Raw genomic sequence first — 16,003 nt, forward strand, 5'->3', positions numbered from 1 at the left:
TATTTCTGGCAATGTATTCATTTTCTCTAATGTGTTAGTCACAACCCTGCGGTATATATTCCTTCACGGCGTTGTTCATCATCTTATTAAATTCCTGCGTATTATTGACAGCAAATACCTTTCCACCTGTATTGCTGGCAATACAGTTTCCGGCGCCGGTATTCATGATATCGACAACATTGACCTGTAATCGGGGCTTACGTTTTTTTAGCTCAAGCGCGACATCGCAAGGCGAGCCTCCGCATGTCTCTTCCCCATCCGTCACCAGTAGAATTATGGCATCACGGTCAACGCCATTAACTCGTTTCCCCGCCTCTTCTAACGCCTCTGCCAGAGCGGTTTTACCCACCGGCTGGATTTTATCAATTAACTTTTTTAGCTCAGCGCGTTGTTCCGGCAGGAAAGCCGGAGTTGCGCTCACCTGGTGGCAGTTAGCTGCGGCAATAAGGCTAATGTCCATGTCATTTGGCACGTCATCGATAATGTGTTTAGCGGATTGATGCGCGAGCGTAATGCGGCGAGGTTCACGATCGATACCGGGTACAGGTTTATCCTGCATCCACCGCATTATCTCTTCTGGTGTGGCATCCATGCTCATGGCCATAGAGCCAGAAGCATCAAAAATAATAACCATTTCAGGTGCCTGCTGTTTTGTCCGCTGTGCCGGGCAGAGCATTTTGACCTGATGCTCAGGGGCTGGCTGGACGGGAGAAACGGCAGGAGTGACTACTTTGACAGTCGGCCAGCAGCCGCGCAGGAGAACAAGAGCCAGAAGCAGAGCCAGCGCTAAAAGCCCCAGCCATAACCACCCACGCTTTTTAGGCAGCTGTTCTGCCGGCAACTTAGTTGCCGGCATGATGTCCCAGCCTGTAATCACAGGCTGACCGTCAACGATCCATATTCTTTCTGGTGAGGGCTGTATGGCTATTTTTGCCAGTAACTGCAGTGTTTCGGGAGAAGTCTGCGCGCTAGTCGAGAGTGTTTGATGAAGTTGAGTGAGTGCCGCCAGCTTTTGTGAGAGGAGTATGGCGATTTTGTCTCGCTCAACGACGTTTAAAGCGTTAAAGCGTTGGGGTTTACCATTTATTTCGCTATACCATTCAACCGCACCATCTTCAGCCTGCTGAGGGCGGGCAAAAAGATTTAGATAAGTTTTAGAAAGGTGTCGGTCAATAAGATTATTTACGACAGAAAACGTTGAAATATATTCTTGTAAGCAATGTTCGCTCTCAACGGTCCTTGTGATTCTAATCATTGCCTTTAATGAGCCAGGTATGCAAAAGAAAATAGCTTAGAGCTAAATATAAATAATGACAATCTCTAATACTAATCTTGTTCTTAAAATTAAAAAACTACCAGTTTTAAGAGGTAAGATGTTTTGAGTAAAAGTAAACATCGGACAGGGGAAAAGGTTCAGGAAAAATTATCATTTAAGTTTTACTTTAATACCACTTCACCTAATGACCAGGTTTATCATTGCCAACACGCGCGTGGCAGGCAAATCATCTGCGCTTGACCCACGACAAAGCAGCCCTCCACGCCCTCCACCATAATCGCGCCTGTTTCCCTTCTCACTGGTGCTACCCATGGCGTATCAATTGAACCTGAACTGGCCGGAATTTCTTGAGAAATACTGGCAAAAACAACCCGTTGTGCTGAAAAATGCCTTCCCGAATTTTGTCGACCCGATTACACCGGACGAGCTGGCGGGTCTGGCGATGGAGCCGGAGGTCGATAGCCGTCTGGTAAGCCATTTCAACGGTAAATGGCAGGCCAGCAACGGTCCGTTTGAGCACTTCGACGATCTGGGCGAAACCGGCTGGTCGCTGCTGGCGCAGGCGGTGAACCACTGGCATATGCCCGCCGCGGAGCTGGTGCGTCCGTTCCGCGTTCTGCCGGACTGGCGTCTGGACGACCTGATGATCTCCTTCTCCGTGCCCGGCGGCGGCGTGGGTCCGCATATCGATCAGTACGACGTGTTTATCATTCAGGGGATGGGCAGCCGCCGCTGGCGCGTGGGCGACAAGCTGCCGATGCGTCAGTTCTGCCCGCATCCGGCACTGCTGCATGTGGATCCGTTCGAGCCGATTATTGACGAAGATCTGGCCCCGGGCGATATCCTCTACATCCCGCCAGGATTCCCGCACGACGGCTTTACCCATGAAACGGCGCTCAACTACTCCATCGGCTTCCGCGGGCCGAACGGCCGCGATCTGATCAGCAGCTTCGCCGACTACGCGCTGGAGAACGATCTGGGCGGCGAGCACTACAGCGATCCGGATCTGACCTGCCGCGAACACCCGGGCCGCGTGGAGCAGTACGAGCTCGATCGCATTCGTCAGATGATGATCGACATGATCGGCAAGCCTGATGATTTCACAAAATGGTTCGGCAGCTTTGTCTCCACGCCGCGTCACGAGCTGGATATCGCCGCCGCCGAGCCGCCTTACGCGCCGGAAGAGGTGCTGGACGCGCTGCAGGGCGGCGAAACGCTGTCTCGCCTGAGCGGCCTGCGCGTGCTGAACGTCAACGGCAGCTTCTTTATCAACAGCGAACAGCTGGAGACGGTAGACGCGAAGGCGGCGGATGCGCTGTGCCGCTACACGGAACTCGGCCAGGCCGAGCTGGGCGATGCGCTGAAAAACCCGGCGTTTGTTGAAGAGCTTACCGGGCTGATTCACCAGGGATACTGGTACTTCGACGAGTAGTGCGGCACGGTTTTCTCCCTCTCCCTGTGGGAGAGGGGCGGGGTGAGGGCATCAGGCCGCACTAGCCCTCCTCCATCGCAATCACAATCGCTTCACCCAGCTTCTTCAGCGCCTCGCGGTTTTTCTCCGTCGGCGGCAGCGCCACGTTGATCCGCAGGCAGTTGCGGTACTTCCCTGAGGCGGAAAACAACGACCCGGCCGCGGCCTGGATCTTCAGCCGGCACAGCTGCTTGCTGACGCACACCATGTCGACCTTCTCCGGCAGCTCAATCCACAGCAGGAAGCTACCCTGCGGGCGCGTGACGCAAATCTCTGCCGGAAAATACTGCCGTACCCAGCAGGTGTAGGTTTCCATATTCTGCTGATAAATCTGGCGCATGCGGCGCACGTGGCGATGGTAATGACCGTCGCGAATAAACGCCGCCACCGCCATCTGCGTGCCCGGCACGTTAAACCCGCCGGCGGCGTATTTCATGTGCATCACCCGGTCGTAGTAGCGTCCTGGTACAATCCAGCCGACGCGCAGGCCCGGCGCCACGGTTTTGGTAAACGAGCTGCAGAGGATCACGCGGCCGTCGATATCCATCGAATGAATGGTGCGCGGGCGCGGGTACTCCGCTGCCAGCTCGCCGTAAATGTCATCCTCAACAATCACGATATCGTGCCGCTGGGCGAGGGCCAGCACCTGCTTTTTCCGCGCCTCCGGCATGATAAACCCGAGCGGGTTATTGCAGTTGGGCACCAGAATCACCGCCTTGATTGGCCACTGCTCCAGCGCCAGCTCTAACGCTTCGATGCTGATCCCGGTTTCAGAGTCGGTAGGAATTTCAATCGCCTTGATGTCAAACCCGCGCAGCATCTGCATGGTGCCGTGAAACGACGGCGATTCCACCGCCACGATATCTCCAGGTTTGCATACCGAGAGCAGGGCGATTGATAGCGCACCGTGGCAGCCGTTGGTAATCACAATGTCGCTTGCCGAGACGGTAGAGCCGCCGTCCAGCATCAGGCGCGCGATCTGCTCGCGCAGCTCCAGGCGCCCGTCGAGCACGTCATAGCTCAGCATCTCACCGGGGTTATGCTGCGCGATGCGGCTCATCTCGCGCCACAGGGGCTTCAGGCTCGGCTGGTTAATGTCCGGCGAACCGCCGCCAAAGGAGATCATCTCTTTGTCGGCGCGGGCGTCCAGCAGCATCATCACCTCATCCCACTGGGTAACGTCCACCGGGCGCTGCACCGGGCGCGTCATTGCCGGTACGGGCGGCTGGGCCTTGCGCGGCGAGACAAAATAGCCGGAGCGCGGCTGAGGGGTTATCAACTGGAGGTTTTCGAGGATCTGGTAGGCCTGCTGTATGGTGCTGATGCTCACGCCGTGCTCCTGGCTCAGCGCACGCACCGACGGCAGACGTTCGCCGCTGCGATACAGACCTTGTTGAATGCGTTCTGCCAGAAGGTTGGCGAGATGTTGATAGCGCGTCATGCTGTATCCTTTGTTTTCACCATACAGATTATAAAACCAGTACAGATTGCTGCGAAAATTGGCATGCAGATACTGTTTTAGCGGATCTGTATGTTAAACAAAAGCTGTTTTTGCATCTGTATTGCACGGGTGGATTTCCGGAATGATAACCCCACTGGCACAGTGAGGAGAGCATCATGGAATTTTACGAGAATCGTTCAAAACGTCCGTTCGTCGTGTTTGTCTGGATCGGAAAAACGATCTGCAACTGGTATCGCATCAACCGTACCCGCCGCATCCTGAGCCAGATGAGCGACGAGCAGCTGAAGGACGTTGGTTTATCCCGCAATGATATTTAAACCCCTGGCCGGGTAAGGCGCAGCCGCACCCGGCGATGTTCAGCGCAACAGCTCAAACGTCTGCCGCTTCGGCCTTTCCAGTAAATCCAGCGCCTCCTGATACGACCGCACGTTGTTATAGCCCATCACCAGTCCGTAGCGTTTGCCCGACCCGCGATACCACTCCGAGAGCGCATTGACCTGCAGCTGCTGTTCCTGCCAGCAGCGCGCCACTTCCCGGTCACGGCTTCCTTTGGTCAGGAACGCCACGATATGCATCCCGCCGTCGTTTTGCTCGGTGAAAAACAGATCGCCATACACCTCCTGCAGGGCGGCAATCATCCAGTCGCGGCGGGTCTGATACAGCGCGCGCATCTTTTTCAGGTGACGGAAAAAGTGCCCTTCGTTGAGAAACGCGGTGAGGATCTTTTGCGTCAGCACCGGCTGGCCGCTGGTGGTGATGTCCGCGCAGTCGGTAAAGGCCCCGACGGTGCTGGCGGGCATCACCACGTAGCCCATGCGCAGCGACGGCATGATGGTTTTACTGAAGGTGCCCATAAAAATCACCCGGTCGTGCTGGTCGAGGCTTTTCAGCGACGGCAGCACCTTGCGGGTGTAGTGGAATTCTCCGTCGTAATCGTCTTCGATGATCCACGCCTCGTTCTGGCTGGCCCAGTCGAGCAGCTGCTGCTTGCGCGGCAGGGAGAGCGTCACCGCCAGCGGGCTCTGATGCGACGGGGTGACGATGGCAAAACGTGCGTCGCGATGGTGGTGGAGCAGGTAGTCCGTATCGATGCCGCAGCGATCGACCGGCACGGTGTGCAGGCGCGGCACGATCCGCTTGAGCAGCTGCTGGCCCATAAAATAGCCCGGATCTTCAAACAATACCTTGTCGCTGCGGCTGGCTAGGGTGTCGAGGATCAGCCGCAGGCTACCGCTGTAGCCGCTGGTGATCAGCACCTGTTCGGCGCTGCAGGACAGCCCGCGCGAAATGTTGAGATAGCTGGCGATGGCCTGGCGCAGCGGATACCAGCCCAGAACGGGCGGGTTGAGCATCTCCTCCTGACGCATGGCCCGCGTCGCCTGGCCCGCCAGCAGCAGCCATTTTTTATATGGAAAGCTGTCGAGGGCCGGGATGCCGGGGCGCAGAAACCCCGCCCGCTCGCGCTGGCTGATGAGCGATGCCGGAAGCGTGCCGGTGGGCTGTTCCGCGGGGGCTGTCTTGTCCGGCAACAGTAAGTCCGGGTTAACCCGCGTACCGCGCGCCCCCTGGCTCACCAGATACCCTTCGCCCGTCAGAATGGCATACGCCGTTTCGACGGTTTTACGCGCCACCTTCAGCTCTTCGGCCAGCACGCGGATGGCAGGCACCTTATCGCCCGGCTTCAGCACGCCGCGCATGATGTTATCGCGGTAGCGGGAATAAATCTCGTGATAGCCCGGCTTCATGTCCTACCTCATTTCACGCTTTTTGTATCTTTTTACTATGTCATGAACGGCGTAGATTTGCCTCATCGCACGGCACATGCCGCACAAAAAGAGGAAAGACAATGAGCACTCGCGTTAACCACCATAAAGTTACACCTGTCCTCGCCAACGCGCTGTCTGCCCTGAGCATGGAGGTGGCAAAAACCTCCATCGACCCGGCGCTGAAACACCTGATTGACATTCGCGTGTCGCAGCTGAACGGCTGTACGTTCTGTCTGGATATGCACTCAAAAGAGGCCAAAATCGCCGGCGAGCGCGAGCTGCGCCTGTACCATCTGGCGGCCTGGCGCGAGTCCCCGCTGTTCAGCGCCCGCGAGAAAGCGGCGCTGGCGTTCACCGAAGCGCTGACCCAGATTAGCGTTCACGGCGTAAGCGATGCGCTGTACCGCAGCGTGGCGGAGCACTTCTCGGATGTCGAGATTTCAGAGCTGAACTTCGCCATCGTGGCGATCAACGCCTGGAACCGTCTGGGGATCACCTCCCGCATGGCGCCCGGCGCGCTGGACGCGGCGTACGGGCTGAACAAGGCTAACCTGGAATAATTCCGCGCTCGCGGATCATCGCCACCAGCGCCCGCAGTCCCGGCGGGACGTGGCGATGGCCGGGGTAGTACAGGCGCAGCCCGGCAAACGGCTGCGCCCAGTCGTTTAAGACGCTCACCAGTTCCCCGCTTTTCAGCTCGTCCCGAATATAGAGTTCCGGCAAAAATCCCACCCCTAATCCTGCTTTCACGGCGCGGATCGAGGCAAAAAGATCGGACGTCGCAAAGCGCGGCGGCACGGCAAGGGCGTACGTTTCCCCCCGACGCGCCAGCTCCCAGCGGTAGATCCCGCCGTGGGCCATGCGCATGCCGATCCCCTGGTGTGAAAGCAGATCGTCCGGCGTTTCGGGTATGCCGTGACGGGCGAAATAGTCCGGCGTGGCGGTGACGAGCTGGCGGATCTCACCGGTCAGCGGCACGGCGATCATGTCCTGCGGGACGGACTCTTCGAGGCGGATCCCCGCATCATAGCCTTCCGCGACGATGTCGATCATTCGCGCTTCGCTGACGGTCTCTACGCGCATCTTCGGGTAGCGGATCATGAAGTCGATCAGCAACTGGTTCAGAAACAGCGTGCCGATATGGTTCGGCACGTTCAGCCGTAGCGTACCGGCGGGTTCCCCGGTGTCGCTGTGGATCTCCTCGCTGGCGAGACGGATCTCCTGCAGGGCAGGGCCGATACGCGCCACGTACCGTTGCCCGGCGTCGGTGAGGGCCACGCTGCGGGTGGTGCGGTTGAAAAGTCGCGTCTCAAGGCGGCTTTCCAGCCCGGCGATGGCGTTGCTGACCGCCGTGGCGGACATCCCCAGCTCCTGTGCCGCGCCGCGAAAACTGCCGCGCCGCACCACCGCCATCACTACTTCCAGCTCTGTCAGACCTGAACGATGCATAGATTATCCTGAAAATCGAAACAACCCTTGCAGCATAGCGTGGATTATCGCAACGGAGAAGCCGTGACAGACTGGGCTCACACAGCCTGAGGAGGTTTATATGCACACCATCGAACAGATCTTTATTAACGGCGAGTTTGTTACCCCGCACGGTACCGAGTGGTTTGATTTGTACAATCCGGCGACGGCGCAGGTCATCGGCCAGGTTCGTCTGGCGGATGAGGTTGACGCAACGCGCGCCATTGCGGCGGCAAAAGCGGCGTTTCCGGCGTGGTCGCAGACCACAAAACAGGAACGCATCACCGCGCTGAAGCGCATGCACGCCGCCGTGGCCGCTCGCCACGACGATCTGCTGGAAGCGGTCATTGAAGAGTACGGCGCGCCCGCCTCGCGCTCGGCGTGGATGGCCAGCTATCCGGCGGAGGTGATTGCTCAGGCCATCGAGGCGCTGGAGGCGTTTGAGTTTGTCACCCCCGCAGGTGCAGCGACGGTGCAGATGACGCCGCTTGGGGTGGCCGGGTTGATTACGCCCTGGAACAGCGACGCGGGCTTTATCTGCGGCAAGCTGGCAGCCGCGATGGCTGCGGGCTGCACGGCGGTGATCAAGCCGAGCGAAATGAGCGCCTTGCAAACGCAGATTGTCACCGAAGCGCTGCGCGATGCTGAATTACCGCCAGGGGTATTTAATATCGTCACCGGACGCGGCGAGACGGTAGGCGAAACGATTAGCCGTCATCCGAACGTGGCAAAAATCTCGTTCACCGGCTCCACGAATACCGGTAAGGCGATCCTGCGTAACGCGGCGGAAAGCTTTAAGCGCGTGACGCTGGAGTTGGGCGGTAAATCGCCGACGATCCTGCTGGATGATGTGGATCTCGCGCAGGCGATCCCGCTGGCGATCCAGGCCGGGTTTATGAACAGCGGGCAGGCGTGCGTGGCCGGAACGCGCATTCTGGTGCCGCAGGCGCGCAAGGCAGAGATCGAAACCGCGCTGGCGCAGGCCGTGGCGGCGGTGAAATCCGGCGGCCCGCGCGATAGCGCAACGGACGTCGGCCCCATGGTCAGCGAAAAGCAGTGGCTGCGGGTGCAGGGCTATATCCGGAAAGGTATCGAAGAGGGGGCACGCCTGCTGGCGGGCGGTGAAGGGCGACCGGAAGGCACGCGGGACGGCTGGTTCGTGCGTCCGACGCTGTTTGCCGACGTGAACAACCGGATGACGATTGCCCGTGACGAGATTTTCGGCCCGGTGCTGTGCGTGATCCCCTATCGTGACGAGGCGGAGGCGATCGCCATTGCCAACGACACCGACTACGGCCTGAGCGCGATGGTGCTGGGTAGTGATGTAAACCGCGCGCGACGCGTGGCGCAGCAGATTGTTTCCGGTCGCGTGCTGGTGAACACCCTGGCTCATGAACCGAAAGCACCATTCGGTGGCTTCAAGCACTCCGGTTTGGGGCGCGAGATGGGCGAGTGGGGAATTCGGGCGTTTATGGAGCCGAGGTCGATTGTGGGCTAAAACTTCGCTCTTTACCGAAGCATTGTGCTTTTCCATCCCGCATGCTCTCCCCAACATCGCAACGGAGAGAAAACCATGATCGCAGTCATTTTCGAAGCTAAAGCCGCGCCTGCCCATCAGGCGCGCTATCTTCAGCTTGCCGCAGAGCTTAAGCCGCTGCTGGCGGACATCGACGGCTTTATTGATATCGAACGGTTCCAGAGCCTGACCACCGACGGCAAAATCCTGTCCCTTTCCTGGTGGCGGGATGAAGAGGCCGTCCGCCGCTGGAAGCAGAACGTCTTTCATCAGGCGGCGCAGGCCGAAGGGCGTGAGTCAATTTTTGCGTACTACCGCATCCGGGTGGCGCAGTTGGTGCGGGAATACAGTTCCGAAACCGGAGGGCATGCCGATGTATGACGTTCATGTCATTTTTCGCGATACCCCGGGTGAACTGGCGCGGTTTGGACAGCTGCTGGGCCGCAACGGCGTGGGGCTGGAGGGCGGTGGCGTATTTGGTACACATGCCCATTTCCTGGTGGAAGACGGGGAAAAAGCGCGACGCGCGCTGCTCGACGCCGGGTTTACCGTACAGGCGGTGCGACAGCCGGTGATCAGAAAGCTTAAGCAGGAACGCCCCGGTGAGCTGGGTGAAATCGCGGCGGCGCTGGCGGCACGCGGCGTGTCTATCCTGACTCAGTACAGCGACCATGCGAATCACCTTATTCTGCTGACGGATGATGATAAGCTGGCCGCAGAGATCACCGAACCCTGGGCGGCCCATGCTTAAGACGAGTTTACCCCCCGATAACAGCGCGATGCTGGAAAAGGCGATTGCCGCGGTGGCGGCTGCCATGGCCGATCCGTCGCGCGTGAAGATGCTCTGTGCGCTAATGGACGGGCGGGCGTGGACGGCCACCGAACTGAGTGCGGCGGCAGACGTCGCCCCGTCGACCGCCAGCGGGCATCTCGCCCGGCTGGTTGAAGGTCAGCTAATTACCTGCCTGTCGCAAGGGCGGCATCGCTATTATCGTCTTGCCGGGCACGACGTGGCGGCGCTGGTGGAGCAAATGATGGGGCTTTCCTGGAGCCGTATTACCCCGCCGGAAACCACCGCGCCGAAAGCCATGCGTGAAGCCCGGACCTGCTACGACCATCTTGCCGGTACGGTGGCGGTGCAGATCTATGATTTCATGCAGGCGGAAAGCTGGCTGGAGGCAGACGGTTCAGCGCTCACGCTGTATGGCCGGGAGCAGTTCCTGGCGCTTGGCGTTTCGTTAAGCGATCACCCGCGCCGGAAGGCCTGCTGCGCCTGCCTGGACTGGAGCGAGCGGCGGTTTCATCTCGGCGGTGAGGCGGGGGCTGCGTTGCTCATCCACATGGAAAGCAAAGGCTGGATACAGCGGGTGGCGGGGTATCGGGAGGTGGTGGTGACGGCGTCGGGGAAGGCCGCTGTAAAGAGGTTTTTTAGCCGCTAAAAACGCCCGGTGGCGCTGCGCTTACCGGGCCTACGCGTACATCGCCTCCAGTAACACCTTTCGCAATTCCTGCGCTTTTGCCTCTCGTTTCTTGATACTTACCCTGATAACTATTATCTTGACCGCGTGTGACGAGAGGTTTCCCCATGAGAGAAGAAGAACTGTTCTGTCGAAGGCCGATGGGCATGCGGATGGCGATGATCGTGCGCCAGTGGCGTGCCGTCATCGACGACGCCATTCTCGATACCGGTTTAACCCAGTCGAGCTGGACGGTGATGATGCAGCTTCATCAGCTCGGGGATAACGTCTCAATGAGTGAGCTGGCGGAGGTGCAGGGCATTGAACTGCCGCCGCTGATGCGCACCCTGACACAGCTGGAAAAGCAGGGTTACCTGCTGCGCACCACATCGCCTTATGACAAGCGCATCCGGCTTCTGACGCTGACGCCTGAGGGAAAAGCCCTGTTACAAAGGCTCACTCAGGTGATTGAGACGTATCAGGCGCGCGTATCGCAAAACATCGCGCCGGAACATCTCGATATTTTCAGCGCCACGTTGAATCAAATCGCCTGCAATTTGCGGACAATCCGCGAAGAAGATAACAAGATCGAAAAATAATGACCCCTGAACAAAAGTTTGCCCGCTGGGTAAGGGTGAGTATTGCCTCTTTCCTGCTGATGTTTGTCTACTTTATCGTCGCGGATATCTGGATCCCGCTGACGCCGGACTCCACCGTGATGCGCGTTGTGACGCCGGTGTCTCCGCGCGTCTCCGGCTACGTGGCGGCGGTACATGTCCATAACAACAGCCAGGTGAAGAAAGGCGATCTGCTGTTTGAACTCGACGACACGCCGTTTCGCAATAAGGTGGAAGCGGCGCAAATCGCGCTCGAGCAGGCTCGCCTGTCTAACGAACAGCTGGATGCGCAGATCGCCGCCGCGCAGGCCAGCCTGAAAACCGCCGTGCTGACCGCGCGTAACGACAAAGTGACCTTTGACCGCTACCAGAAGCTGAGCACGCTGCAGAACGTCTCGCAGGCGGATCTGGATAAGGTTCGCACCACCTGGCAGAGCAGCGAGCAGTCCGTCAGCACGATTCAGGCCAACATCCGCAACCTGCGCATCCAGCGTGGTGAGCGCGAAGAACACCGCAACGTGACGCTGCAAAAATACCGCAACGCGCTGGATGACGCTGAGCTGAACCTCGGCTGGACGAAGGTCTACGCCCAGGCGGACGGCACGGTCAGTAACCTGCAGCTGAGCCCCGGCTTCTACGCTTCCTCCGGTTCCGCCGCGCTGGCACTGGTGAACAACCAGACCGATATCGTGGCCGATTTCCGTGAGAAGAGCCTGCGCCATACCCATCAGGGCACCGATGCGGCCGTGGTGTTTGACGCCTTCCCGGGGCGCGTTTTCCGCGCCCACGTCACCAGCAGCGACGCGGGGATCCTGGCGGGTCAGGAGGCCGTTAACGGTCAACTGTCCGAACCGGAAACCTCCAACCGCTGGGTGCGCGACGCCCAGCGCATGCGCATTCACGTCGCGCTGGACGAAGAATTGCCGAAGTATCTGCCGACCGGCGCCCGCGCGACCGTACAGCTCTACAACAGCGAAGGGCCGTTTGCGCGCTTCTTCTCCGGGATGCAAATCCACCTGGTGAGCCTGCTTCACTATGTCTATTAGCACCCTTGCGCGGGTCTTTACCCCGCACGGCAACATCGTCTACACGGCAAACGACTTTCGCCAGACCCTGCGCATCGTCTTTGCCGGGATGATTGCGCTGAGCATCTCCAGCTTTTACAACACCAGCTACGGCGTGTTTTTTGTGGTCTATCCGATCATGCTGCTGTCGCTGGTGCCGGTCTTTAATCGCCACGTGGCGAAGCAGTTTATCTTCAGCGCCGCGCTTAACTGCGTCGAAATGATCTTCATTATCGGCTATCTGTCGCAATGGCCGGTAATCATGACGCTGGTGGTTTTTGCCCTGTACGTGATGCGCTTTCGCTTTATGAGCAAGGGGCCGCTGTTCCTGTTTGGCTCAATGGGCGTGGTGTGCCAGAGCGTGATGCTCAACTTTATGAGCTACCCCACTACCAACTGGCACACGCTGCTGTTTTCCAACATCGAGGCGAGCGTCATGGCGGTGTGCCTGAGCGCGCTGATGAACTATCTCCTGCCGGACGTGGAGCCCCGCAAGCCGCCGCCGCTGATTGAGAAAGACGACGCCCGGGTGCGCCACGAGTCGCTGCTCTCCGGCACCGTCGCGACGCTGATTTTCGTCGTGTTCCAGATTAGCGACTTAAGCGATTCGCTTTCGGCGCTGATGGCGGGGATTTTGATTCTGTTCCCAATGCACTACCGAGGTTCGGTGATGAGCTCGATCTGGCGCGTGGTCGGCGTGGTGCTGGGCTGTCTCTACATTCTGGTGGTGCAGCTAATACTCTACGATCACAGCAGCCATATGCTGCTGATGATGCCGCTGATTGGCCTCGGGCTGGCGTTTGGCGCACGACTCCACGTGATGGAAAAGGTGGGGGCGGGCGTGGGCTTTTCCAGCATCACCACCATCGGCATTATGTTCGGGCAGAACATGCACCCTGACACTGACCTGGTGTTCAGCGATCTGTACCGCATCACCTCTGTCACCTTTTCGCTGGTGGCGACGCTGACGATGGTCTTTCTGATGCACCTGATCCTCAACCGCTTCGAGGCGACCCGCTACGTCATCGCGCCGCCAAAAGCAGATTAATGCCCCAGCACGGCAGGCAGCTGCGAGAGTAAAAACAGGATCAGGCCAATCGTCCCGCCCACCAGGGTTCCGTTGACGCGGATAAACTGCAGATCCTTGCCAATGTTCAGCTCAATCTGGCGTGACATGTCTTTGGCGTCCCAGCTTTTCACCGTGTCGCTGATGTGGCGGGTCAGAAACGCCGCGAAGTCCGGCGCGAGGCGGTGTGCGGCCTGCTCCAGATGCTCGTTCAGCGATGCCCGCAGGCTGGCGTCGTTAGACAGCGTTTCGCCAAACCACAGCCCGGCGTTGGCGATGCGCTGCTTCACGCGCGAATCTTCACTCTGCATATCTGCCTTCAGCCACTGGCGCAGATCGGCCCACATCTCGCCCAGATAGCGGTTAAACGCCTCATCGTTTTTCAGGTAGTGCTTGATGTTGTCGGCTTTTGCCGCCATCTCCGGATCGTTTTTCAGATTGTCGATAAGCTTCAGCGTGGCGCGGTCGAATGCCTGACGGATCTGGTGCGTGCGGTCGTGGCTGATATCGTCCAGCAGCGTATTCACCGCGTTCGACACCATCTCCGCGCTCTGATCGCCCAGCCACTCGGTGGGCAGCACCATCGCCTTGCGTGGATGCTCGGTCTTCAGCCAGTGGACAATCTGATCGGCAATAAAGTCCCGCGTGCTTTCCCGCTGAATCAGGGTAATCAGGCGATTGATGATGGCGTCGAGCAGCACCTGATGGCGGTTGTTTTTGGTCATGCTCTCCAGCATCACGGCGCTGGTTTCAGTGAAATCGACCTTATCAATGGCCTTATGCACAGCGCGTTTGAGCAGGCGCTGAATGCGCCCGTCGTCGGTCAGTTCGAGAAAACCGCTCATCACCTGCATCAAGTGCAGCCCGACGCGCTGAGCGTTGTCGGGCTTGCTGAACCAGGCGCCGATCATCTGCGCAGGTTCATAGCGACGGATCAACGCCACCAGCGACTGGGTATCCAGAAACTTCTCCTGAACAAACTGGCCGAGATTGTCGCCGATCCGGTCTTTATTGCGCGGGATAATCGCCGTATGGCGCGAGATAAACGGAATGGGCACCCGGCGGAACAGCGCAACCACCGCAAACCAGTCAGCCAGCGCGCCGACCATTGCCGCCTCGGCAATGGCCTTGACGCCGCGCACCCAGAAGGTCTGCGGTAGGAACAGGGTGGTGATAAAGGCCGCGGCGGCAACCAGCAGCAGCGACAGCGCCAGCAGCTTGGCGCGTTTGAGTTCAGCTATTTTTTCCATGGGTTAAGGATAGAGGTAAGCGGGGGGAAAGTGCAAAAATCGCCACAGCACCCACCCGCCAAACCCCATCAGCACCACGCCCGCCGTGCGCTCTATCAGCCACAGCGCACGGCTGAGCTTTTGCTGCACCGCCGATAGCCCCATCATCGACACCAGCGCCAGATCCCACGCCAGCACCACCATTACCATCCAGATGCCGCAGGTCGCCTGCTGAAGCAGCGTGACGTCCGGCCCCAGTAGCGCCGTCATCAGGGCCAGATAGAACAGCGCGTTCTTCGGATTAAGCAGCGCCGAGCCGAGCCCCAGCAAGATCTGCTTACGCAGCGAGGGGCGATGCTGACGGGTTTCATTCAATGCAAGCGCCTGCGGTTGGCTGCGCACCAGATGCGAGCCTATCCACAGCAGGTACAGCGCCCCGCAAAGCTCGATAAGCGTAAACAGCCACGTAAACTGGCGCAGCGCGCTCCAGCCGATAATCACCAGTAAGATATACAGCCCGTTGCCCGCGGCGATACCGACGCACACTCCGGCGCTGCCGCGCAGCCGATAGCGCGCGGCGTAGCCCACCAGCAGGAAGAAATCCGGGCCCGGGCTTAGCAGGGCGACAAAGTGCGCCAGCGCCAGGGCGAGAAAAGCGGAAGGGAAGAACAGTTCCATAGCAACCTCAGTTTAAAAATCTGCGGTCAGACTACGGCGCTGCAAACGCTATTTATTGTCGGATATTGATCGGCCCGTAGCGTACTGGCGCGGCGTGGCGGCGGTATAGCTTACAAAGGTCTTATGAAAATGGCTCTGGTCGGCAAAGCCGCTCTGGTAGCCAACGTCGGCGATGTCGTCCCCGGCACGTAGCCGCGCTTTGGCGAACTCCACGCGGGAGATGTTGAGGAAGCTGCCCGGCGTCAGGCCGGTGTCCTGCCTGAAGGTGCGGATCAGCGTCTCCTTGCGCAGCGAGAAGCGTTGGGCAAGCTCGTCGAGGGAAGGCGGTGCGGCCAGGTCGGCAAGAAACGCCTGCCGCACGTGCTGGCTGGTTGAGCGAAGCGCATCTGCGTTTTTCTCGCATCGGGGAAGGGCTGAAAGCAGCGTATCCACGGATGCAGGCGACATCGTCTCAACAATATCAAGGTAGCGCTTAAAGAGCGTAGGGTCGCGAATCACCTGGAGCGCCAGAGGAAGATCGGTGTCGATATAGAGCATATGGTAGCTGCGCGGTTGCCCGGCGACGGGGTTGCAGCTGTGCGGCGCAGAGGCCGGGATCACAATGAGGTCCCCGGGGTTAAGGATGTATTCTCTGTTATGGCACACGCAGCAGGTCTGGCCTTCCACAATCGCGCCGATGGAGAGCTGAGGGTGACTATGGCGTTTATACGCCTGCGTGCTCCGCCACGTGCTGCGCAGCTCAAGGCCTGAGGCGCGGTGAAAAGTCTGCCGGATGTGTCGGGTATCGGTCATAAGCACTCCTTCTGGACGTTTTTTATACCACGTCAGCGAACCGTCTGGCAGCGCTTCATTAAGAACCTTCCGGATATACCCAACTTTACGCCCACGGCCAGTCATGTTGACTACCCTTAATACCCTAAGCGGTAAAACAAGG

General features: G+C 58.9%; 17 protein-coding genes. 10 read left to right on the forward strand and 7 right to left on the reverse strand.

The window, feature by feature from the left end:
* Positions 1–34 precede the first annotated feature (34 nt).
* Positions 35–1,255, reverse strand: a complete 1,221-nt coding sequence (locus FOY93_RS02815) for a VWA domain-containing protein (protein WP_143344614.1) — start codon at positions 1,253–1,255, stop codon at positions 35–37.
* A gap of 331 nt (positions 1,256–1,586) precedes the next feature.
* On the opposite strand from FOY93_RS02815, the gene FOY93_RS02820 reads away from it, so the two are divergent.
* Positions 1,587–2,708, forward strand: coding sequence for a ribosomal protein uL16 3-hydroxylase (locus FOY93_RS02820; RefSeq protein WP_143344615.1), 1,122 nt, complete (start codon positions 1,587–1,589; stop codon positions 2,706–2,708).
* Positions 2,709–2,769: 61 nt separating this feature from the next.
* On the opposite strand, the gene FOY93_RS02825 is transcribed toward FOY93_RS02820, so the two are convergent.
* On the reverse strand, positions 2,770–4,188 hold the full coding sequence (locus FOY93_RS02825) for an aminotransferase-like domain-containing protein (protein ID WP_133293710.1): 1,419 nt from the start codon (positions 4,186–4,188) through the stop codon (positions 2,770–2,772).
* Between the two features lie 176 nt (positions 4,189–4,364).
* Between FOY93_RS02825 and FOY93_RS02830 the strand changes: the two genes are divergently transcribed.
* Positions 4,365–4,526 carry a DUF1127 domain-containing protein gene (locus FOY93_RS02830; protein ID WP_045357378.1) on the forward strand — a complete coding sequence of 54 codons (162 nt, stop codon included), beginning with the start codon at positions 4,365–4,367 and terminating at the stop codon, positions 4,524–4,526.
* A 39-nt stretch (positions 4,527–4,565) separates the two neighbouring features.
* On the opposite strand, the gene pdxR is transcribed toward FOY93_RS02830, so the two are convergent.
* Positions 4,566–5,954, reverse strand: a complete 1,389-nt coding sequence (gene pdxR, locus FOY93_RS02835) for a MocR-like pyridoxine biosynthesis transcription factor PdxR (protein WP_136195665.1) — start codon at positions 5,952–5,954, stop codon at positions 4,566–4,568.
* Positions 5,955–6,055: 101 nt separating this feature from the next.
* On the opposite strand from pdxR, the gene FOY93_RS02840 reads away from it, so the two are divergent.
* Positions 6,056–6,535, forward strand: a complete 480-nt coding sequence (locus FOY93_RS02840) for a carboxymuconolactone decarboxylase family protein (RefSeq protein ID WP_133293712.1) — start codon at positions 6,056–6,058, stop codon at positions 6,533–6,535.
* On the opposite strand, the gene FOY93_RS02845 is transcribed toward FOY93_RS02840, so the two are convergent.
* A complete protein-coding gene (locus FOY93_RS02845) occupies positions 6,522–7,424 on the reverse strand; it encodes a LysR family transcriptional regulator (protein ID WP_143344616.1) in 903 nt (300 codons plus the stop codon). The genes FOY93_RS02840 and FOY93_RS02845 overlap by 14 nt on opposite strands.
* Positions 7,425–7,524: 100 nt before the next feature.
* On the opposite strand from FOY93_RS02845, the gene FOY93_RS02850 reads away from it, so the two are divergent.
* The 7 genes from FOY93_RS02850 (at position 7,525) to FOY93_RS02880 (ending at position 13,144) form a co-directional block, all read left to right on the forward strand.
* Entirely contained in the window at positions 7,525–8,940 is a 1,416-nt protein-coding gene (locus FOY93_RS02850) for an aldehyde dehydrogenase family protein (protein ID WP_133293714.1), read from the forward strand.
* A gap of 75 nt (positions 8,941–9,015) precedes the next feature.
* Positions 9,016–9,339: an antibiotic biosynthesis monooxygenase family protein gene (locus FOY93_RS02855; protein ID WP_033144543.1), complete on the forward strand. Its 324-nt coding sequence runs from the start codon at positions 9,016–9,018 to the stop codon at positions 9,337–9,339.
* Entirely contained in the window at positions 9,332–9,709 is a 378-nt protein-coding gene (locus FOY93_RS02860; RefSeq protein WP_133293715.1) for an amino acid-binding protein, read from the forward strand. The genes FOY93_RS02855 and FOY93_RS02860 overlap by 8 nt, the downstream gene beginning before the upstream one ends.
* The gene (locus FOY93_RS02865; RefSeq protein ID WP_133293716.1) at positions 9,702–10,397 is read left to right on the forward strand and encodes an ArsR/SmtB family transcription factor; all 696 of its coding nucleotides are present in this window, start codon (positions 9,702–9,704) and stop codon (positions 10,395–10,397) included. Before FOY93_RS02860 ends, FOY93_RS02865 begins: the two co-directional genes overlap by 8 nt.
* A 146-nt stretch (positions 10,398–10,543) precedes the next feature.
* Positions 10,544–11,014, forward strand: coding sequence for a MarR family winged helix-turn-helix transcriptional regulator (locus FOY93_RS02870; RefSeq protein WP_136195663.1), 471 nt, complete (start codon positions 10,544–10,546; stop codon positions 11,012–11,014).
* Positions 11,011–12,078, forward strand: a complete 1,068-nt coding sequence (locus tag FOY93_RS02875) for an HlyD family secretion protein (protein ID WP_133293718.1) — start codon at positions 11,011–11,013, stop codon at positions 12,076–12,078. The genes FOY93_RS02870 and FOY93_RS02875 overlap by 4 nt, the downstream gene beginning before the upstream one ends.
* Complete coding sequence (locus FOY93_RS02880; RefSeq protein WP_133293719.1) at positions 12,068–13,144, forward strand: DUF2955 domain-containing protein; 1,077 nt, start codon at positions 12,068–12,070, stop codon at positions 13,142–13,144. The genes FOY93_RS02875 and FOY93_RS02880 overlap by 11 nt, the downstream gene beginning before the upstream one ends.
* Here FOY93_RS02880 and FOY93_RS02885 read toward each other — a convergent pair.
* The 3 genes from FOY93_RS02885 to FOY93_RS02895 are packed head-to-tail and all read right to left on the reverse strand — an operon-like array spanning position 13,141 to position 15,861.
* On the reverse strand, positions 13,141–14,412 hold the full coding sequence (locus FOY93_RS02885; protein WP_032660921.1) for a DUF445 domain-containing protein: 1,272 nt from the start codon (positions 14,410–14,412) through the stop codon (positions 13,141–13,143). The genes FOY93_RS02880 and FOY93_RS02885 overlap by 4 nt on opposite strands.
* A 3-nt stretch (positions 14,413–14,415) precedes the next feature.
* On the reverse strand, positions 14,416–15,069 hold the full coding sequence (locus tag FOY93_RS02890) for a LysE family translocator (protein WP_133293720.1): 654 nt from the start codon (positions 15,067–15,069) through the stop codon (positions 14,416–14,418).
* Positions 15,070–15,117: 48 nt separating this feature from the next.
* Positions 15,118–15,861, reverse strand: a complete 744-nt coding sequence (locus tag FOY93_RS02895) for a helix-turn-helix transcriptional regulator (protein ID WP_133293721.1) — start codon at positions 15,859–15,861, stop codon at positions 15,118–15,120.
* Positions 15,862–16,003: the final 142 nt, after the last annotated feature.

The sequence above is a fragment of the Enterobacter sp. 18A13 genome, from assembly GCF_007035975.1.
GTDB lineage: Bacteria > Pseudomonadota > Gammaproteobacteria > Enterobacterales > Enterobacteriaceae > Enterobacter > Enterobacter vonholyi.